We start from the raw sequence: 18,206 nt of genomic DNA, 5'->3' as shown, positions 1-18,206 counted from the left end.
TCAGACTCCTGCGTTCGCGAGCTGGGCGGCCTTGTCGGCCGCCTCGTCCATCGTGTCGGCCAGCGTCACGAGCGGGTGCGCCGCCTCGGTGAGGATGCGCCGGCCTTCGTCCACGTTGTTTCCGTCGAGCCGCACGACGAGCGGCTTGGTGGCCGAGTCGCCGAGCATGCCGAGCGCCGTCACGATGCCGTTGGCCACCGCGTCGCAGGACGTGATGCCGCCGAAGACGTTCACGAACACCGACCGGACCGACGGGTCGTTGAGGATGACGTCGAGGCCGTTGGCCATCACCTCGGCGGACGCGCCGCCGCCGATGTCGAGGAAGTTCGCCGGCCGGACGCCGCCGTGCTTCTCGCCGGCATAAGCGACGACGTCGAGGGTGGACATCACCAGCCCGGCGCCGTTGCCGATGATCCCGACCTCGCCGTCGAGCTTCACGTAGTTGAGGTGCTTCTCCTTGGCCTTCTGCTCCAGCGGGTCAGCGGCCTGCACATCGACGAAGTCGGCGTTCTCGGGCTGCCGGAAGTCGGCGTTGTCGTCCAGGGTCACCTTGCCGTCGAGCGCGACCACGCTGCCGTCGCCAACCCGGGCGAGCGGGTTCACCTCGACCAGCGTCGCGTCCGTGCCGACGAAGGTGTCCCACAGCTTCACGAGCACGTCGGCGACCGGCGCCACCAGGTCGTCCGGGAACTTCGCGGCCCGCGCGATCTCCGTCGCCTTGTCCAGGTCGACGCCCTCGACCGCGTCCACGGCCACCTTTGCCAGCGCCTCGGGACGCTCGACGGCGAGCTGCTCGATCTCCATGCCGCCCTCGTAGGACGCCATCGCGAGGAACGTCCGGTTGGAGCGGTCGAGCAGGTAGGAGACGTAGTACTCCTCCTTGATGTCCGCGCCCGGGTCGACCAGCACGCGGTGCACGGTGTGCCCCTTGATGTCCATGCCGAGGATCTGCTCGGCGTTGGCGCGGGCGTCGGCGGGCGTCTTCGCGACCTTGACGCCGCCGGCCTTGCCGCGGCCGCCGATCTTCACCTGCGCCTTGACGACGGTGACGCCGCCCAGCTTCTCAGCGACGGCCTGCGCCTCGTCCGGAGTCGTCGCGACCTCTCCGAGGCTCACCGGCACGCCGAACTTCCGGAACAGCTGCTTGGCCTGGTACTCGAACAGATCCACGCTGATACGTCCTCATCTGCAGACTGTGGTGTTGTGGTGGTGTTGTGCTCGCCCAACCTGTGGACACTAGCCATCTTGGCGTGCTCGCGTTCTGGCCCTGAGACGGGATTCACCCGCGGGCAGGCGCCGTGAGTCCGTCCGCGGCGACGTTTGACCGGACCCAGTCGACGATCTCGTCCGTTGTCGCGCCGGGGGTGAAGAGCTTCGCGACGCCCGCCGACTCGAGCGCCGGGATGTCCGCGGCCGGGATGTCGCCGCTGCCGAACACGACGACGTCCTGGGCCTCGTGTTCGGCGAGCAGCTCGAGCAGGCGGCGGAACAGCGTCATGTGCGCGCCCGAGAGCACCGACAGCTCGGGCAGGCCCACCGCGTCGGCGTCCTCCTGGATGACGGTCTGCGCGATCTGCTCCGGCGTCTGGCACGCGGTGTAGACGATCTCCATGCCGGCGTCGCGCAACGCCCGGGCGATGATCATCGCGCCGCGGTCGTCGCCGTCCAGTCCCGGCTCGGCGATCACGACCCGGATGCGCTCGGCCACGTCCCGCAGCGTATTCCCCGCCGCACCACAGCCGGCTCGTGGCACACGGATCCCGTGTAGGTTGGCACGATGACCAATCTGACGGTCGTGATCGACGACGACCTGTTGCGGCGCGCGCGGCTGAAGGCGATTCAGCAAGGCACGTCGGTCAACGCCGTGGTGCGGGAACACCTTCGCGACTACGTCTCGACCGAGGAATCCGCCCGTGCCGCGGTCGAGGCGCTGTTCGCCCTCGCCGACGAGGCCGGCGCGGGCAGCGGAACCGTGGGCCGGACCTGGACCCGCGACGACCTGTACGAGCGTTGACCCGATCGTTCGTCGACACGAACGTCCTCGTCTACTCCGTCGACGCGAACGAACCGGTCAAGCGGCCCGTTGCCCGGCGGGTGCTGGCCGAAGACCCCGCCGCACTCGTGCTGAGCACCCAGGTTCTCGGCGAGTTCTACGTGACAGTCACCCGCAAGCTTCGCGTGCCGATGACGGCCGCGGCCGCCGCCGCTGCGGTGACCGCCCTCGGACGCCTGCGCGTCGTGGCGACCGACCTGTCGTTGGTACACGCGGCCATGGCGACAGCCCAGGCGGCCCAGCTGTCCTATTGGGACGCGTTGATCATCGAGGCAGCCGCGTCGGCAGGCTGCGATCGCGTGCTCACCGAAGACCTCAACGCCGGGGCGACGATCCGTGGCGTCACGATCGTGAACCCGTTCGACCAACGCGCCTGACATCTCTCGAGTTGTCCTCGCTTGCGCGGCCCGGACGCCGCCGAGGCGCGGACAACTCCGAACGGGACGGGCGGTCAGAGCTTCTGCAAGGGGGCGTAGCGCAACATCAGCCATTTCAGGCCGGCGTCGCCGCCGAAGTCGATCTGCGCCTGCGCGCCGTCGCCCGATCCGCGTGCGCCGACGACCGTGCCGAGCCCCCACGCGTCGTGGGTCACCCGGTCGCCGACGGCCAACGACGGGACGACCCGGTTGCCCGCGCCGCCGGCCATTCCCCGCCCGCCGGACAGCCGGGACGCGACAAGCTGCTCCTGCGCCGAGCGTCGGGGTCCGGCTGCCCGATACCCGTGGTCGCTCTGCCGCGACGGCGCGTCGTCGCCGTATCGGTCTACGAACGGCGTCCGCTCGACCGCGCCCGTCCAGGTCGCGAGCTCCGGCGGGATCTCGTCCAGAAAGCGCGACGGCGGGTTCCACGACGGCGCGCCCCAGGCCGAGCGGGACAGCGCCCGCGACAGGTGCAGCCGCGACCGCGCGCGGGTGATGCCGACGTAGGCGAGCCGGCGCTCCTCGGCCATCTCGGCCGGATCGCCGAGCGAGCGCAGGTGCGGGAAGACGCCGTCCTCGAGCCCGGTCAGGAACACGACCGGGAACTCCAGGCCCTTCGCCGTGTGCAGCGTCATCAGCGTGACCACGCCGCCGGCGGCGTCCGGCACCGAGTCGGCGTCGGCGACCAGCGACACCTGTTCGAGAAACGCGTCCAGCGACGCGCTTTCCGAGTCGCCGGTCGCCGCCCGTTGTTCCTCGAACTCCCGGGTGACGCTGACCAGCTCGCGCAGGTTGTCCACCCGGGACTCGTCCTGCGGGTCACGCGAGGCCTCGAGCTCGCGCAGGTAGCCGGTCTGGTCGAGCACCGCCTCGAGCACCGCGGACGGCGTCCCGTCCGGGCCGGCGGCCACAGCCCGCAGCGACGTCATCAGGTCGCGGAAGTCGGCGATCGCGTGCACCGAGCGGGTGGCCAGGCCGAAGGACTCGTCGGCGATCTCCAGCGCCCCGGCGAACGGCAACCGCTCGCGCTCGGCGAACAGCTCGACCGCCCGCTCGGCCTTGTCGCCGATGCCGCGACGCGGGGTGTTGAGGATCCGCCGCAGCGACACGACGTCCGCCGGGTTGGCGATCACCCGCAGGTAGGCGAGCGCGTCGCGGATCTCGCGGCGCTCGTAGAACCGGACGCCGCCGACGACCTTGTACGGCAGGCCGACCCGGATGAACACCTCCTCGAACACCCGCGACTGCGCGTTGGTCCGGTAGAAGACTGCGACGTCGGAGGCCTGCGCGTCGCCGGCGTCGGCCAGGGCGTCGATCCGCTGGGCGACCCAGGCCGCCTCGTCGTGCTCGTTCTCCGCGACGTAGCCGCTGATCTGCTCGCCCTCGCCGGCGTCCGACCACAGGTTCTTCGGCCGCCGGTCGGGATTGCGCGCGATGACCGCGTTCGCCGCGTTGAGGATCGTCTGCGTCGAGCGGTAGTTCTGCTCGAGCAGGATGGTCGACGCGTCCGGATAGTCGCGCTCGAACTCGAGGATGTTGCGGATGGACGCGCCGCGGAACGCGTAGATCGACTGATCGGCGTCGCCCACCACGCACAGCTCTGCCGCCTCAGCCGACTCGACGCCGACAAGCTCGCGGATCAGCGCGTACTGCGCGTGGTTGGTGTCCTGGTACTCGTCCACCAGAACGTGCCTGAACCGGCGCCGATAGTGCTCGGCGATGTCCGGCGCGTTCTGCAGCAGCCCGACGGTGCGCATGATCAGGTCGTCGAAGTCGAGCGCGTGCGCCTCTCGAAGCCTTGCCTGGTAACGGATGTAGGCGTCGGCGAGCACCTTGTCCGGCGCGCTGCTCGCCGTGTCCGCCCATGCCTCAGGCGTCACCAGCTCGTTCTTCAGGTTGCTCATCTGCGACAGTAGCGACCGCGCCGGGAACCGCTTCGGGTCGAGGTCGAGATCGCGGCCGACCATCGTCATCAGCCGCTTGGAGTCGTCGGCGTCGTAGATGGAGAACGACGACTTCAGTCCCAGCTCGGCAGCCTCGGCGCGCAAGATGCGCACGCACATCGAGTGGAACGTCGACACCCACATCGCCCGCGCGCGGCGGCCCACCAGCGCGGCCACCCGCTCCTTCATCTCGCCGGCCGCCTTGTTGGTGAACGTGATGGCGAGGATCTGGCCGGGCGTCGCGCCGCGCTCGGCCAGCAGGTAGGCGACCCGGTGGGTGAGCACCCGCGTCTTGCCGGACCCGGCGCCGGCCACGATCAGCAGCGGGCCGCCGGCGTGCACGACGGCCGCGCGCTGCTGCGGATTGAGCCCGTCAAGCAACGTCTGGACGGCTGACTCGCGGGTCCCGCCGGCGGCGGGATCGACGGATTCTGCGGTCTGGGTCATCGCCGCGCCAGCCTACGTGCGGGCGCATGGCCAGTTGCCGCGCAGCCGACGGCGTGCCAAGATTCTGAACGTGCACAGCAGCCGATTCTTTTACGGGTACCGCATCGCGGTCCCCGTCGTTGCTGGCTGAACCCGCCAACCAACGCCCCGGGCCGAAGCCCCGGGGCGTTTTGCATGTCCGGGGCAGGCGACGGGCGGCAGACCGAAAGGCACTTTCTCGTGAGCACTCCGACCTTGACCGGCGACACCGCGCAGTCCGGCGAGTCGATCGACATGCTGCGCGCCCAGATCGACGCGATGGACGAGGCGATCATCCGGCTCGTCAGCGAGCGGGCCAAGCTGTCCGCGCGGGTGCAGCGCGCCCGGATGAACGCGGGCGGCACCCGGGTCCAGCTCGGCCGCGAGCGGGTCATCATGGACGCCTACCGCACCGGACTCGGCCAACACGGCCCCGCTGTCGCCGACGCCGTCCTGGGTGTCTGCCGCGGCTCGCGCTGACCCGAGTCGCGCTGCGCCGCCGCTGGGTTCCTGCTTGTCTTGGTCCCGTGACGTTCAAAAAACGCTGGAAAACAAGCAGCACGGGACCAGGAGAAGCTGACAGCCGACGCTGGAGCTGCCGACGTCAGCCGCGCTTGGTGCCGGCGACGATCCGCGCCACGCCGCCGAACCATTCGTGGTCGATCGTCTGGACGTCCTCGCAGCGGCGCTCGAGCGGCTCCCAGAACCGACGCGTCGATTGGGCCTGCGCGATCGCCCGGTAGTAGCCGTTCGCGAGGCGGCTGGTGCGCTTGCCCGCGAGGAACAGGTCCATCACGACGAACCGGCCGCCCGGTCGCACCAGGTCATACATCCGGTCGAAGGCCTGCTCCCAGTCGGGGACGACGCTCAGGCCGAGCATGCAGATGCCCGCGTCGATGGTCGGCGGCCCCGACGAGCCCAAGGTCTCCGGTGTCAGGGCGCGGGCGTCCGCCTCGACCAGCGTCACGTTGCCCCATCCGGCGGTGGTCACCTTCGCGCGGGCCCGCGCGAGCATGCCGGCGGAGAAGTCGCACCCGTAGACGTGACCGGTCGGTCCGATCCGCGCTTCGAGCAGCGGTAGGTTCGCGCCCGTTCCGCAGGGGACGTCGAGCACTGCCTGGCCGGTGTCGAGCCGCAGCAGGTCGATCGCCTCGAGTCGGTGCCCGCCGTGCAGCTTCTCGGTGAAGTACTCATAACCCCACGAGATGACGTCGTAGTGGGAGATCCGTTTCATCCCTGTCCTTGGATCGTGGGTCCGCTGTCGGCTAGCCGGCCGCGAGACTATCCGGGGGGGTTGTTCAGCCGATCCCAGTTGTGTAAATCTTAAGTGAAGACTGTCCGCGACTTCGGTGGGGTTGTTGTGGTGAGAGTCGAGGCGGCCCGGGGCCGCAGGTCGGCGGCGGCGCATCGTCGGCCGCCTGCGCTGAATGCGTCGGCGAAGCGACTCGAAATTCAGGGTCTGCGAGCATTGGCAGTCGTCCTGGTCGTGCTCGACCACCTCGGCCTGTGGCCGCACGGCGGATTCATCGGCGTCGACGTTTTCTTCGTCGTCTCCGGCTTCCTGATCACCCAGTTGCTGGTCCGCTCGGCCGTGGGCGGCGCGTCGGTCGGCGCCTATTTCGGGTCGTTCTACCTGCGGCGGGCGCGGCGCATCCTGCCCGCGGCGCTGCTCACCCTGCTGGCCTGCTGGCTCGTCGCCGGTCTGGCGTTTCGCGGCGCGCGGATCGGCGAGACGCACTCGGACGTGCTCTGGGCGCTCGGCTTCGCGGCGAACATCCACTTCTCCGCCATCGGCACGAACTACTTTGCGAGCGCACGCGAACCGTCTCTGGTGCAGCACTTCTGGTCCCTCGCGGTGGAGGAGCAGTTCTACGTCGTCTGGCCCGTGCTCCTGCTCGCCGCGGTCGTGCTGCTCGGCCGCCGCGGCCGAGGCGGACTCAGCGCTCTGCTCGCCGTCGTCGTCGCGCTGAGCGCCGGATCGTTCGCCTGGGCGCTGCACCAGACGTCCACAGCGGCGACGGCCGCCTACTTCTCGACGGCGTCTCGGGCCTGGGAACTCGGCGTGGGCGCGACGCTCGCCGTGGCGATCGCGCGTTTTCCAGGCGTCGCGGGCCGCATGCGGGTGGTGCGCGGGCCGGCCATCCTGCTCGGCGCGGCCGGGGTGCTGGTCAGCGCGGCGGTCGTGAAATCCGCGCCCGGCTTTCCTTCGCCCGCCGCCCTTGCGCCCGTTGCCGCGACGGCGCTGATCCTGTTCGCCGGCGCCTCGTCGACCAGCGTGTTCGGCAGGTGGACGTGGCCGCTGACCAACCCGGTGAGCGTGTGGCTGGGCGAGATCTCCTACTCGCTGTACCTCTGGCACTGGCCGGTCATCGTCCTCGCGGCCAGCCGGATGACGGCGGGCACTGCCGCGTACTACGCGGTGGCGGTCTGCGCGACCGTCGGGCTGTCGATGCTGAGCTACTACTTCATCGAGCAGCCGATCCGCGACCGCGTCGCCCCGCGCCGCCTCGTCGCCGACCGCCCGCGCTGGCTCGCCGCCGGCGTCGCGGCCGTGCTTGTGCTCGCGGCGCTCGGCTCGTATCACTTCCGCCCGAAGCCGGCGCCCCCGGTCGCGACGCAGGCGCCGGTCGCGCAGTCGCCGGTCGCCGCGGCGTCGCAGCCGGCGGCTAGCGGTTCTCGCGTCCGGCCGGTCGACCCGACCATCGCGCTGCCGTCTGCCTCGCTGGCCGCCGCCGTGGCCGCCGCGGTAGAGGCCCGGGGTTTCCCGGCGCTGAATCCCGACCTTGATCAGCTGGGCATCCCGGCCGCGCAGCGCGAAGTGTGGCACGGCTGTGAGACGCAGACCGAGTTACGCGCGTCCTGCACGTTCGGCCCCGCGAAAGCGGCGTCGAACGGATCGGCGAAGCGCACGGTGCTCGTGCTCGGCGATTCGGTGGCGATGAGCTGGACGCCCGCCGTCCGCGCCGCGCTGGGCCCGGATGGCTGGACCGTCTACGGGTTCGCGCGAGGGCAGTGTCCGGCAGCCAACGTGGCCGTCAGCCCGCAGCAGCTCGGCGCGGCCACCGCGCAAGGCTGCGCCGACCACCACGCCGCGGTGGCCGACGTCGTGCGCCGGCTCGACCCGTCGCTGATCGTCGTGTCGAGTTCGGACGAGTCGCTGACCGAGCTGCGCGACGGCGCGTCCGGGCAGGCGGCCGTCACGGAATACCGCGCCGGGCTGACCTCGGTGCTGCGCGGACTGGTCGCCCGGCATCGGGCCGTGGTCGTGCTGGCCCCGCCGCCGCGCGGCAAAGCGCTGCTGTCGTGCGACACGCCTGGTGCCAGCCCGGTCGCCTGCCTCGGCCAGCTTAAGCCGACGTGGAACGAGCAGTCGAGCGCCGACCGCGCCGCGGCGAGCGCGACCGGCGCCCGCTACCTCGACACGTTGCTGTGGTTCTGCTCGGCCAACGACTATTGCCCCGCCTTCGTCGGCCACACGCCAGTCACTTACGACGGCGTGCACATGACGAAGCAGTACGCCACGGTAATCGCGCCTGAACTCGCAGCCGCCCTGACCGGCTGACGCACCCGTCGCGCGGGGCGGCTCGGCGCGGCCAACCATCTCTGCTGCCGGACTGTGCTACTGCCGTAATACAGTCCGGCAAGCAATCATGGAAGCAGGCGGCTTCACCGTCACTCCCACTCGATGGTGCCGGGCGGCTTGGACGTGATGTCCAGGACGACCCGGTTCACCTCGCGCACCTCGTTGGTGATGCGCGTCGAGATTGCCTCGAGCACTTCGTAGGGCACCCGCGTCCAGTCGGCGGTCATCGCGTCCTCAGACGAGACGGGCCGCAGCACGATGGGGTGGCCGTAGGTGCGCCCGTCGCCCTGCACGCCGACGGACCGGACGTCGGCCAGCAGCACCACCGGGCACTGCCAGATGTCGCGGTCCAGCCCGGCGCGGGACAGCTCGGCGCGGGCGATCGCGTCGGCGCGGCGCAGCACGTCGAGCCGCGCGCCGGTCACCGACCCGACGATGCGGATGCCGAGCCCCGGCCCGGGGAACGGTTGGCGCCAGACGATCTCGCTCGGCAGCCCGAGCTGCTCGCCGACGCGGCGCACCTCGTCCTTGAACAGCGTCCGCAGCGGCTCGACGAGCGCGAACTGCAGGTCGTCGGGCAGCCCGCCGACGTTGTGGTGGCTCTTGATGTTCGCCGCGCCCGTGCCGCCGCCGGACTCGACGACGTCGGGATACAGCGTGCCCTGCACCAGAAACTCCACTGACTCGCCCTGCGCCACGATCTCGCGCGCTGCCTGCTCGAACGAGCGGATGAACTCCCGGCCGATGATCTTGCGCTTCTCCTCGGGGTCGCGGACGCCCTCGAGCGCGTCGAGGAACTGGCCCGCCGCGTCGACCACCTTCAGCCGCACCCCGGTCGCCGCGACGAAGTCGCGCTCCACCTGCTCGGCCTCGCCGGCGCGCAGCAGCCCGTGGTCGACGAACACGCAGGTCAGCTGGTCGCCGATCGCGCGCTGCACCAGCGCGGCCGCGACCGCGGAGTCGACGCCGCCGGACAGCCCGCAGATCACCTGCTTGCCGCCGACCTGCGCGCGGATCGCGTCGACCTGGTCGTCGATGATGTTCGCCTCCGTCCACGACGGCTGGACCTTGGCGATGTCGTAGAGGAACCGGCGCAGGATCTCCTGGCCGTGCTCGGTGTGCAGCACCTCGGGGTGGAACTGCACGCCGGCCAGGCCCCGGGAGACGTCCTCGAACGCGGCGATCGGCGCGCCGGCCGAGCCTGCGGTCACCGTGAACCCCGGCGGCGCGACCGTCACCGCGTCGCCGTGGCTCATCCACACCTGCTGCATCGCCGGCAGCCCGCGCAGCAACACGCCGGGCTCCGCGACGGTCAGCGAGGTGCGGCCGAACTCCGAGCCGCCGGTCCGCGCGACCTCGCCGGCCAACGCCTGCGTCATCGCCTGGAACCCGTAGCAGATGCCGAACACCGGCACCGACGCGGTGAACAGCGCGGCGTCGGTCTGCGGCGCGCCCGGCGTGTACACCGACGACGGGCCGCCGGACAGGATGATCGCCTTCGGCTCGCGCGCCAGCATGTCCGCGACCGGCATCGAGCTCGGCACGATCTCGGAGTAGACGTGCGCCTCGCGGACCCGGCGCGCGATCAGCTGCGCGTACTGCGCCCCGTAGTCGACGACGAGCACGAGGTCGGTGCGCACGCAGGCGAGTCTACGGAGCCAAATCTAGCCAGAAGCCGGCCAGTCGTAGCGGAAGCCGGTGAGCTCCTCGCTGACCTGCCAGAGCCGCCGCGCCAGCTTCTCGTCCTGCGCGAGCGTGGAACGCCGGGCCGGGCCGATCGGCCCGCGGGTCTCGCCGAACAGCCGCGGGCCGGTGTAGGAGCCGGGCTCGGCCTGCGTCGCCGCGTACAGCGTCGCGCGGGCCGCGGCGCTCGGCCGGGCCGCCGCCGCGGCGAGCGCGACCGGTCCCAGCAGCCGGACGGCGGGCCGGGCGCCCATCCCCTGCCGGTCGGTAAACAGCCCGGTCGCCGACACACCGGGGTGCGCGGCCGCGGACGTCGCCGCGAGCCCGCGCGCCGTCAGCTCGCGGTGCAGCTCCGTCGCGAACAGCAGGTTCGCGAGCTTGGAGTTCGCGTAGGTGCGCTGCGAGTCGTAGGGAGCGCCCGCGTTGCCGTCCAGGACGTCCTCGCCGGCCGAGCGATGCGCGATCGAGGACACCGTGACGACCCGGCCGCCGGCCGCCAGCAGGTGCGGCAGCAGCAGGCCGGTGAGCACGAAGTGCCCGAGGTGGTTGGTGCCGAACTGCAGCTCGTAGCCGTCGGCGGTGCGCCGCGGCTTGGGCGGGGCCATCACCCCGGCGTTGTTGACGAGGATGTCCAGCGGCGCGGTCCAGGACGCCGCGAACCGGCGCACCGACTCGACCGCGGCGAGATCGAGCACCTCGACGCGGACCTCGCCGTCGACGCGGTCCGCCGCGCGGCGGCCGGCCGACTCGTCCCGACACGCCAGCGTGACGTCGGCCCCGTGCTCGGCGAGGGCCCGAGCTGTGGCGAAGCCGATGCCCGAGTTGCCCCCGGTGACGACCGCTCGGCGGCCGCGAAGATCGCCGAGCTGGCTGTGGTGCCATCGCACCCCTGCGACGCTACGCGAGTCTGGCGCGCCGGCGAGGCGAGGTCCGGCGACATCGCAGGGACTGGACACTGTAGGGATGACTGACGTGGGGATGACTGACGCGGCCGCCGTGCGGGGCATCCAGCACTGCACCATCCGCACTCGGGTTTGGCGCAACGGCGCCCTGGAGGCGGAGAACTTCCCGTTCGAGCAGGTGTCGGACTACCTCCAGGAGCCAGACTGCCTCGTCTGGGCCGACCTGATGTATCCCGATCACGAGTCGCTGCTGAAGCTGGCCGAGGAGCTGAGCCTCGATCCGCATGCGATCGAGGACGCCGAGGCGGCGGCCGAACGGCCGAAGGCGACGCGCTACACGACTCACCTGTTCCTGACCGCCTACGCCGTCCAGCACGACGCGGACTTCGCCGAGGTGCGGCTGGGCCGGGTGTCGGCGTTCGCGACCGAGCGCGCGTTCGTCACCGTGCGGCTCGACGACTCCCTCGACATGGACGCGGTGCTGCGCCGCTGGGACGACAACGCCGACCTGATCAAGTACGGCCCGCGGCTGCTGTCGCACGGATTGCTCGATGAGATCGTCGACGGCTACTTCGAGACGGTCGAGTCGCTCGACGACGCGGTCGAGGCGATCGAGGACATCCTGTTCGACGAGAACGCGCAGGCCGCCAGGGAGGTGTCCCGGCGGACCTTCCAACTGCGCCGGTCGCTGGTGCAGGTGCGCCGGGTCGTCCTGCCGATGCGCGAGGTGGTGAACACGCTCATGCACCGCACCGGGGCGGACAACGCCGTCGAACTCGCGCCGTACTACGAGGACCTCTACGACCACGTGCTGCGCGCCGCCGAGTGGACGGAGTCGCTGCGGGACATGATCACGTCGATCTTCGAGACCAACATGTCGCTGTCCGACACCCGGATGAACCTGGTGATGAAGCAGCTGACCGCGTGGGCGGCGATCATCGCGGTGCCGACCGCGGTCACCGGCTACTTCGGCCAGAATGTGCCCTACCCCGGCTTCGGGCAGCACTGGGGCTTCTGGCTCAGCGTTGGCGTGGTCGTGGCCATCGCGCTCGCGCTCTATGTCTCCTTCAAGCGCCGCGACTGGCTCTGACGCCTCAGTGGTCATTTCCAGGCGTCAGTGGTCGGCCCGGGGCGCCCACTGTGGGCCGGAAATGACCACTCACGAGTCAACGGGCGGCGGTGACGATCAGCTCGGCCTTCTGGAACTCCTTCAGCGAGGCGTAGCCGCACTTGCCCATCACCCGGCGCAGCGCGCCGAACAGGTTGCGCTCGCCGCTGGCGTCCGCGGTCGGCCCGACCAGCAGCTCCTCGAGCGTGGGCCGGTCCGCGCCGATCCCGGTGAGGTCGACGACCGCCGAGCGCGGCACCCGCGGATGGGCTGCGGTCGCGTCCCAGTACCGGCCGCCGCCGGGCGACTCGGCGGCGACGGCGAGCGGCTCGCCGAGCATCACCGCGTCCGCCCCGCAGGCGAGGGCCTTGGCGATGTCCCCGCCGGTCGCGAGATCGCCGTAGGCGACGAGGTGGACGTATCGCCCGCCCGTCTCGTCGAGATAGTCCCGCCGGGCGGCGGCGGCGTCGACGAGCGCGGTGGCCATCGGCACGTCGATGCCGAGCACCGCCGGGGTGGTGGCGCCGAGGTGGGCGCCGTAGCCGATGATCACCCCGGCGGCGCCGGTGCGCATGAGGTGCAGCGCGGTCTGATAGTTGGTGACGCCGCCGACGAGCACCGGCACGTCCAGGTCGGCGATGAACGTCTTCAGGTTCAGCCCGGGCACGTCCTCGCGCACGACGTGCTCGGCGGACATCACGGTGCCCTGGATGACGAGCAGGTCGACGCCGGCGGCCAGCACGGCTGGCGCGAGCTCGGCAGTGTGCTGCGGCGACAGCCGGACGGCCACCCTGGTGCCGGCGGCTCGCAACTCGGCGATCCGGGCGGCGAGCAGGTCGGTCGAGATCGGCCGACGGTAGACGTCCTGCAGCGCCGCGGTGTCGCCGTCAAGGTCGCCGAGCACGCCCCCCGGGTCGTCGTAGCGGGCCCAGAGTCCCTCGCCGTCGAGCACGGCCAGCCCGCCGAGCCGGTCGATCTCGAGCGCGGTGGCCGGCGAGACGACCGCGTCGGACGGCGCGGCCACGAACGGCAGCTCGAGGCTGAGCGCGTCGATCTGCCAGGCGAGCGACACCATCCCCGCGCCCCGGGTTCGGCGCGTGGGCACGAGCGCGAGGTCGGCAAGGTGGTAGCCCCGGCGGGCGCTGCGGCCAAGGCCGATCTCCACAGTTTCCGGCATACCGCGAGTGTGCCGCACTGGCGTTCGGGACGAAGGTCCTCGGCGCCGAGGTCGTCTGCGCCTGGGCCGATTCCTGTTCTTCGCAGAGAATCTAAACGCTAGCAACACATAACGCGTATCGGAGTTGCAGGGGAGCCGCGATGCGCACCGACTGGGTCAGCCGGTGCACAGGGGTGGTCCCCCTGAACGAGTTGCGACGCCACGGACGCGGTTCGGCGGCCGGTGCGCAAGATCTGCGCCGGACGCCGAACCGCGTTACCGTCTGACGAGGACATGGTGACACCCCCTCCCCTTGGCGCCGCGTCGGCGGACCTCGCTGGCGCGAACGCGAACGCGGGCGCCGAACGGCTGCGCGGCCTGCTCGCCGCCCACCGCCTGATCGCCGCCGACCTCGACCTGCCGACGATGCTCGAGCGGATCACCGCCGCGGCGTGCGACCTGGTTGGCGCCGGCCACGGAGTCCTCGGCGTGCTGGGCGCGGACGGCGTCTTCGAGCAACTCATCCGACACGGTGTCGGCGCGCCCGGGCGGCCCGACCCGCTGCCCCTGCGTGGGCACGGCGACCGGCTGGAAGCGGACCTGCCGCCCGGCGACAGCGCGCGGGGCGACCAGCTCGGCAAGTCGCTGGCCGTGCCGATCAACGTCGGCGACACCGCGTTCGGCGATCTGTTCCTCGCCGAGCCCGCGACCGGCCGATTCAGCGCGGACGACGCGGATCTCGTCGCCACCCTGGCCGCGCTCGCCGGCAGCGCGATCCACAACGCCCGGCTGTACCGCGACGCGCAGCGCAGCGCCGCCTGGCTGCGCGCATCCGGCGACATCGCGCGGGCGCTGCTGCGCAACGCCGACGTCGACATGCTCGCCGAAGTGCTCGATCAGGCGCTCGCGGCCGGCGAGGCCGACTTCGGGGCGCTGATCGTGCCGACCGCCGCCGGCCAACTGCAGGTGCTGAGCACCGCCGGGCTGGGGGCCGAGGACTACGTCGGGCGGGTGTTCGACCCCGATGCCTCCCCGCTCGCCGCGGCGATCGCGGCGGGCGCGACGTCGGTGTTCGCAGACGTCGCCGACTGGTCGAGGATCGGGTTCGCCAATCCCCGCGACCTTGGGCCGGCGATGATCGCGCCGCTGATCGACGCGGACGGACTGCGTGGCGCGGTGTTGCTGATGCGCTCGACCGGGCGGCTTGCGTTCGGCCGCCATGACGTCGAGTCGGCGACGACCTTCGCCGCCCACGTCGCCTTGGCGCTGCAGTTCGACAACGCGCGCGCCGACGCCGCCTGGGTGGCCGTCCTGGAAGACCGGCAGCGGATCGGGCGCGACCTGCACGACAACGTCATGCAGCGGTTGTTCGCCACCGGCATCGGCCTGCAGGTGCTGGCCGGCCAGCAGGGCACGCCCGAGACCGCCGCGCGTGTCCAACGCCACATCGCCGAGCTCGACGAGACGATCGACGAGATTCGCACCCGCGTTTTCACCCTGAGCGATAACGGAGTGCCGTCCGGTTCAGAGTCGCACAGGGTGGTTGAGAGCGATACGGTCAGCCAGTCAGTGGCCGACAACCAATCAGGACGTCGCCGGTTCCCTTCGTCGCCCCGCGAGTCGGGACACCACGAAGTGGACACCCAGCCGGCAAGGAGCGACCTCGATGACCGCAGCGCAAGCGCCGGTCACCCGCATCTTCCTACTCGACGACCATGAAATCGTCCGACGCGGCCTCGCGGAACTGCTGAGCGCGGTCGAGGACTTCGAGGTCGTCGGCGAAGCGGGCACCGCGGCTGAGGCGCTGCGCCGCATCCCCGCTGTCGAGCCGGACGTCGCGATCTTGGACGGCCGGCTGCCGGACGGCAGCGGGATCGAGGTCTGCCGCGTCGTGCGCGAGGACCACCCGAACGTCAAGTGCCTCATCCTGACGTCCTACGACGACGACGACGCCATCTTCGCGGCCGTCCTCGCCGGCGCGGCGGGCTACGTGCTCAAGCAGATCCGCGCCTCGAACCTGATCGACGCGGTCCGCCAGGTCGCTGCCGGCCAGTCGTTGCTCGACCCGACGGTCACCGCCCGGGTGTTGCAGCGCATCCGCGAGGGCAAGCAGGAAGACGCGCGGCTGTCCTCGCTCAACGCGCAGGAGCGCAAGATCCTCGTGCTGATAGCGGAGGGGATGACGAACCGGCAGATCGGCGAGCGGCTGTTCCTCGCCGAGAAGACCGTCAAGAACAACGTGTCCAGCCTGCTGGCCAAGCTCGGCATGCAGCGCCGGACGCAGGCAGCCGTGTTCGGCGCCACCCTGAAAGAGACCGAGGAGTAGCCGGTCAGCCGGCGAAGTAGTTCGGCGCCTCGACCGTCATCTGGATGTCGTGCGGATGGCTTTCCTTCAGGCTCGCCTGGGTGATGCGGATGAACTCGCCGCGCTCCTGCAACTCGGGCACCGTCCGGGCGCCGACGTAGAACATCGACTGGCGCAGCCCGCCGACCAGCTGGTGCGCGACCGCGGCGAGCGGCCCGCGATAGGCGACCCGGCCCTCGATCCCCTCCGGGACGAGCTTGTCGTCGCTGCTGACCTCGGCCTGGAAGTAGCGGTCCTTCGAGTACGACTTCTTGCCGCGCGAGCTCAACGCCGCGAGCGAGCCCATTCCCCGATACGCCTTGAACTGCTTGCCATTGATGAAGATCAATTCACCGGGCGACTCGTCGCAGCCGGCGAGCAGCGAGCCGACCATCACGGTGTCCGCGCCGGCGACCAGCGCCTTGGCGATGTCGCCGGACTGCTGCAGGCCGCCGTCGGCGATCACCGGGACGCCGGCCGGCTGGCAGGCCCGCGCCGCCTCGTACACCGCGGTGATCTGCGGAGCGCCGACGCCGGTGACGACCCGGGTGGTGCAGATCGAACCCGGCCCGACGCCGACCTTCACCGCGTCCGCGCCGGCGTCGACGAACGCCTGCGCGCCGGCCCGCGTCGCGACGTTGCCGCCGATCACCTGCACGTGCCTGGTCGCCGGGTCGCTCTTCAGCCGCGCGACCATGTCCAGCAGCAGGCGCACATGGCCGTGCGCGGTGTCGGCGACGAGCACGTCCGCGCCGGCCTCGATCAGCGTGGTGGCCCGTTGCCACGCGTCGCCGAAATAGCCGATCGCCGCGCCGACCAGCAGCCGGCCGTGCGCGTCCTTCGACGCGAGCGGGAACTGCTCGGACTTCACGAAGTCCTTGACCGTGATCAGTCCGGCGAGTCGGCCAGCCGCGTCGACGAGCGGCAGCCGCTCGCGCTTGTGCTGGCGCAGGATCTTCGTCGCGTCGTCGTGCGAGATGTCCAGCGGAGCGGTGATCAGCGGCGTCGGCGTCATGACCTCGTCGACCTTGGTCGTCGCCCAGTCGGCCACCGGGACGAAGCGCAGGTCGCGGTTCGTGATCATGCCGAGCAGCCGCTGGTCGGCGTCCACGACCGGCAGGCCGGAGATGCGGTACTGCCCGCACACCTCGTCGAGCTGCTCCAGGGTGGCATCCGGGCCGATGGTGACCGGGTTCGGGATCCGGCCGGTTTGCGTCCGCTTGACGAGGTCGACCTGGTACGCCTGATCTTCGATCGAGAGGTTGCGGTGCAGCACGCCGATGCCGCCCTGGCGGGCCATCGCGATCGCCATCCGCGCCTCGGTGACGGTGTCCATCGCAGCCGACAGCAGCGGGATCGCCACGGTGAGCTCGCGGGTCAGCCGGGTGGACGTGTCGACCTGCGCGGGGTCGACATCGGTCGCGCCGGGTAATAGGAGAACGTCGTCGTAGGTCAGGCCGAGCGGTGCGAACTTGGCCGGCAGCGCGGACTGGTCCTCGGCGGGCTGATCGGCGAACTGATCGTCGTTGGGCAACGTCGGAACTCCTCTGGTCGCCGGTGCGTCCAGTCTATGCGCGGGTCTGTGCACGACCGGGGCCGCCTCGTGTGGCGCGCGCCCGTGTCGGGCTCTACCGTGGGCGACGTGACGACCACCCAGCGACGCTCCGGGACTTCGGAGTCCGGACGATGAATCTGGACGACGGGCCGCGGGATCCGTTTCTCGACGACCCGGACGACCCGGCGGCGGTGTTGGACGACGCCGAGCCGCCGCAGCCGCTGTCGGACGAGGAGCGCGAAGACGTGCTGGCCGACCTCGCCGAGGTCGCCGAGTTCCGCGCGGTGCTGTCGCCGCTGGGCGTCGACGGCATCATCGTCGACTGCGCAGACTGCGGCGAGCAGCACTACTTCGGCTGGGACCTGATGGCCGCCAACCTGCGCGCGCTGCTGGGCGAGGGCCGCACGCACGTCCACGAGCCGGCCTTCGCCCCCGACCCGGACGCCTACGTCAGCTGGGATTACGCCCGCGGCTACACCGACGCCGTGCAGGCCCTGAGCAAACGCCGCTGACCCCCGCGCGGCGCGCGAATGCCGGGTGAGCAGGTGCGGACCGTCACTTTTTCGCCGTTCGCTCTTTGAACACAGCAGTAGACCGCCGTTACCGGACGGTGGTCGCGCTGTCGTACGGAGTTCACAATGGGGGAGATCAAACGCTTGCCCGCGTTGCGCGAGGGCGATTGGGACTGGCAGGTCGACGCCGCGTGCCGGGGGGTCGACACGAGCACTTTCTATCACCCGGAGAACGAGCGCGGCCCGTCCAGGACGCGCCGGGAAATGCGCGCGAAGGCAGTGTGCGCGCGCTGTCCGGTCCTCGAGAACTGCCTTCGCTGGGCGCTGGCCGCCCGCGAGCCCTACGGCGTGTGGGGCGGGCTGTCGGTCGACGAGCGAGAGGCGCTGCTCTCCGCGAGCGGCGCAGCCCCGAGGTTGGCCCGCAAAGGCGCTTGAGCGGCAACTCCGAAGTTGTCCTCGCCTCGTCGGCGTCACGCCCGACGA

Annotated in this window: 17 protein-coding genes; 9 read left to right on the top strand and 8 right to left on the bottom strand. The window is 71.1% G+C overall.

The genetic code is table 11. The features are described 5' to 3' along the window. Both sucC and ACFFBG_RS16500 read right to left on the bottom strand, forming a co-directional pair. Nucleotides 1-1,170 (bottom strand): ADP-forming succinate--CoA ligase subunit beta, encoded by a 1,170-nt coding sequence (sucC, locus tag ACFFBG_RS16505; RefSeq protein WP_375480646.1) that lies wholly within the window; start codon nucleotides 1,168-1,170, stop codon nucleotides 1-3. Between the two features lie 109 nt (nucleotides 1,171-1,279). Continuing rightward, nucleotides 1,280-1,708: a cobalamin B12-binding domain-containing protein gene (locus ACFFBG_RS16500; RefSeq protein ID WP_375480645.1), complete on the bottom strand. Its 429-nt coding sequence runs from the start codon at nucleotides 1,706-1,708 to the stop codon at nucleotides 1,280-1,282. An 87-nt stretch (nucleotides 1,709-1,795) separates the two neighbouring features. Here ACFFBG_RS16500 and ACFFBG_RS16495 point away from each other — a divergent pair, with 87 nt between their 5' ends. Together ACFFBG_RS16495 and ACFFBG_RS16490 are read left to right on the top strand one after the other, a co-directional pair. Further along, the gene (locus ACFFBG_RS16495; RefSeq protein WP_375480644.1) at nucleotides 1,796-2,014 is read left to right on the top strand and encodes a hypothetical protein; all 219 of its coding nucleotides are present in this window, start codon (nucleotides 1,796-1,798) and stop codon (nucleotides 2,012-2,014) included. Beyond that, nucleotides 2,011-2,430, top strand: a complete 420-nt coding sequence (locus ACFFBG_RS16490; RefSeq protein WP_375480643.1) for a PIN domain-containing protein — start codon at nucleotides 2,011-2,013, stop codon at nucleotides 2,428-2,430. Before ACFFBG_RS16495 ends, ACFFBG_RS16490 begins: the two co-directional genes overlap by 4 nt. 74 nt (nucleotides 2,431-2,504) lie before the next feature. Here ACFFBG_RS16490 and pcrA read toward each other — a convergent pair whose 3' ends face one another. Continuing rightward, on the bottom strand, nucleotides 2,505-4,862 hold the full coding sequence (gene pcrA / locus ACFFBG_RS16485) for a DNA helicase PcrA (protein WP_375480642.1): 2,358 nt from the start codon (nucleotides 4,860-4,862) through the stop codon (nucleotides 2,505-2,507). A 219-nt stretch (nucleotides 4,863-5,081) separates the two neighbouring features. Between pcrA and ACFFBG_RS16480 the strand changes: the two genes are divergently transcribed. Next, nucleotides 5,082-5,360, top strand: a complete 279-nt coding sequence (locus ACFFBG_RS16480; protein WP_375480641.1) for a chorismate mutase — start codon at nucleotides 5,082-5,084, stop codon at nucleotides 5,358-5,360. 124 nt (nucleotides 5,361-5,484) lie between these two features. On the opposite strand, the gene ACFFBG_RS16475 is transcribed toward ACFFBG_RS16480, so the two are convergent. Further along, nucleotides 5,485-6,114 carry a class I SAM-dependent methyltransferase gene (locus ACFFBG_RS16475; protein ID WP_375480640.1) on the bottom strand — a complete coding sequence of 210 codons (630 nt, stop codon included), beginning with the start codon at nucleotides 6,112-6,114 and terminating at the stop codon, nucleotides 5,485-5,487. A gap of 93 nt (nucleotides 6,115-6,207) precedes the next feature. Here ACFFBG_RS16475 and ACFFBG_RS16470 point away from each other — a divergent pair, with 93 nt between their 5' ends. Further along, the gene (locus ACFFBG_RS16470; RefSeq protein WP_375480639.1) at nucleotides 6,208-8,442 is read left to right on the top strand and encodes an acyltransferase family protein; all 2,235 of its coding nucleotides are present in this window, start codon (nucleotides 6,208-6,210) and stop codon (nucleotides 8,440-8,442) included. Nucleotides 8,443-8,552: 110 nt separating this feature from the next. On the opposite strand, the gene guaA is transcribed toward ACFFBG_RS16470, so the two are convergent. After that, nucleotides 8,553-10,103, bottom strand: coding sequence for a glutamine-hydrolyzing GMP synthase (guaA, locus tag ACFFBG_RS16465; RefSeq protein ID WP_375480638.1), 1,551 nt, complete (start codon nucleotides 10,101-10,103; stop codon nucleotides 8,553-8,555). Between the two features lie 24 nt (nucleotides 10,104-10,127). Beyond that, on the bottom strand, nucleotides 10,128-11,033 hold the full coding sequence (locus tag ACFFBG_RS16460) for an oxidoreductase (RefSeq protein WP_375480637.1): 906 nt from the start codon (nucleotides 11,031-11,033) through the stop codon (nucleotides 10,128-10,130). Between the two features lie 76 nt (nucleotides 11,034-11,109). Between ACFFBG_RS16460 and ACFFBG_RS16455 the strand changes: the two genes are divergently transcribed. Beyond that, nucleotides 11,110-12,138 carry a magnesium transporter CorA family protein gene (locus ACFFBG_RS16455; RefSeq protein WP_375480636.1) on the top strand — a complete coding sequence of 343 codons (1,029 nt, stop codon included), beginning with the start codon at nucleotides 11,110-11,112 and terminating at the stop codon, nucleotides 12,136-12,138. 76 nt (nucleotides 12,139-12,214) lie between these two features. Here ACFFBG_RS16455 and ACFFBG_RS16450 read toward each other — a convergent pair whose 3' ends face one another. Further along, a complete protein-coding gene (locus tag ACFFBG_RS16450) occupies nucleotides 12,215-13,333 on the bottom strand; it encodes a GuaB3 family IMP dehydrogenase-related protein (protein ID WP_375480635.1) in 1,119 nt (372 codons plus the stop codon). A gap of 273 nt (nucleotides 13,334-13,606) precedes the next feature. Between ACFFBG_RS16450 and ACFFBG_RS16445 the strand changes: the two genes are divergently transcribed. Together ACFFBG_RS16445 and ACFFBG_RS16440 are read left to right on the top strand one after the other, a co-directional pair. Then, entirely contained in the window at nucleotides 13,607-15,031 is a 1,425-nt protein-coding gene (locus tag ACFFBG_RS16445) for a GAF domain-containing protein (RefSeq protein WP_375480634.1), read from the top strand. Next, a complete protein-coding gene (locus tag ACFFBG_RS16440) occupies nucleotides 14,979-15,638 on the top strand; it encodes a response regulator (protein WP_375480633.1) in 660 nt (219 codons plus the stop codon). Before ACFFBG_RS16445 ends, ACFFBG_RS16440 begins: the two co-directional genes overlap by 53 nt. A gap of 4 nt (nucleotides 15,639-15,642) precedes the next feature. Here the strand turns inward: ACFFBG_RS16440 and guaB are convergent, their stop codons facing one another. Beyond that, nucleotides 15,643-17,139, bottom strand: a complete 1,497-nt coding sequence (gene guaB / locus ACFFBG_RS16435; protein WP_375480666.1) for an IMP dehydrogenase — start codon at nucleotides 17,137-17,139, stop codon at nucleotides 15,643-15,645. A gap of 203 nt (nucleotides 17,140-17,342) precedes the next feature. On the opposite strand from guaB, the gene ACFFBG_RS16430 reads away from it, so the two are divergent. Both ACFFBG_RS16430 and ACFFBG_RS16425 read left to right on the top strand, forming a co-directional pair. Beyond that, complete coding sequence (locus ACFFBG_RS16430; protein ID WP_375480632.1) at nucleotides 17,343-17,723, top strand: DUF5319 family protein; 381 nt, start codon at nucleotides 17,343-17,345, stop codon at nucleotides 17,721-17,723. Nucleotides 17,724-17,849: 126 nt separating this feature from the next. Continuing rightward, on the top strand, nucleotides 17,850-18,158 hold the full coding sequence (locus ACFFBG_RS16425) for a WhiB family transcriptional regulator (protein WP_375480631.1): 309 nt from the start codon (nucleotides 17,850-17,852) through the stop codon (nucleotides 18,156-18,158). Nucleotides 18,159-18,206: the final 48 nt, after the last annotated feature.

The sequence above is a fragment of the uncultured Jatrophihabitans sp. genome, from assembly GCF_964251945.1.
Lineage (GTDB): Bacteria > Actinomycetota > Actinomycetes > Mycobacteriales > Jatrophihabitantaceae > Jatrophihabitans.
Note: the sequence above shows the minus strand (reverse complement) of the source record. Positions and strands in the feature narration are given on the sequence as shown.

Excerpts from the sequence above, each read along its gene's own strand:
- pcrA (WP_375480642.1), bottom strand. The coding sequence starts at position 4,862 with ATGACCCAGACCGCAGAATCCGTCGATCCCGCCGCCGGCGGGACCCGC.
- ACFFBG_RS16475 (WP_375480640.1), bottom strand. The coding sequence starts at position 6,114 with ATGAAACGGATCTCCCACTACGACGTCATCTCGTGGGGTTATGAGTAC.
- ACFFBG_RS16455 (WP_375480636.1), top strand. The coding sequence starts at position 11,110 with ATGACTGACGTGGGGATGACTGACGCGGCCGCCGTGCGGGGCATCCAG.
- ACFFBG_RS16450 (WP_375480635.1), bottom strand. The coding sequence starts at position 13,333 with ATGCCGGAAACTGTGGAGATCGGCCTTGGCCGCAGCGCCCGCCGGGGC.
- ACFFBG_RS16445 (WP_375480634.1), top strand. The coding sequence starts at position 13,607 with ATGGTGACACCCCCTCCCCTTGGCGCCGCGTCGGCGGACCTCGCTGGC.
- ACFFBG_RS16440 (WP_375480633.1), top strand. The coding sequence starts at position 14,979 with ATGACCGCAGCGCAAGCGCCGGTCACCCGCATCTTCCTACTCGACGAC.
- ACFFBG_RS16430 (WP_375480632.1), top strand. The coding sequence starts at position 17,343 with ATGAATCTGGACGACGGGCCGCGGGATCCGTTTCTCGACGACCCGGAC.
- ACFFBG_RS16425 (WP_375480631.1), top strand. The coding sequence starts at position 17,850 with ATGGGGGAGATCAAACGCTTGCCCGCGTTGCGCGAGGGCGATTGGGAC.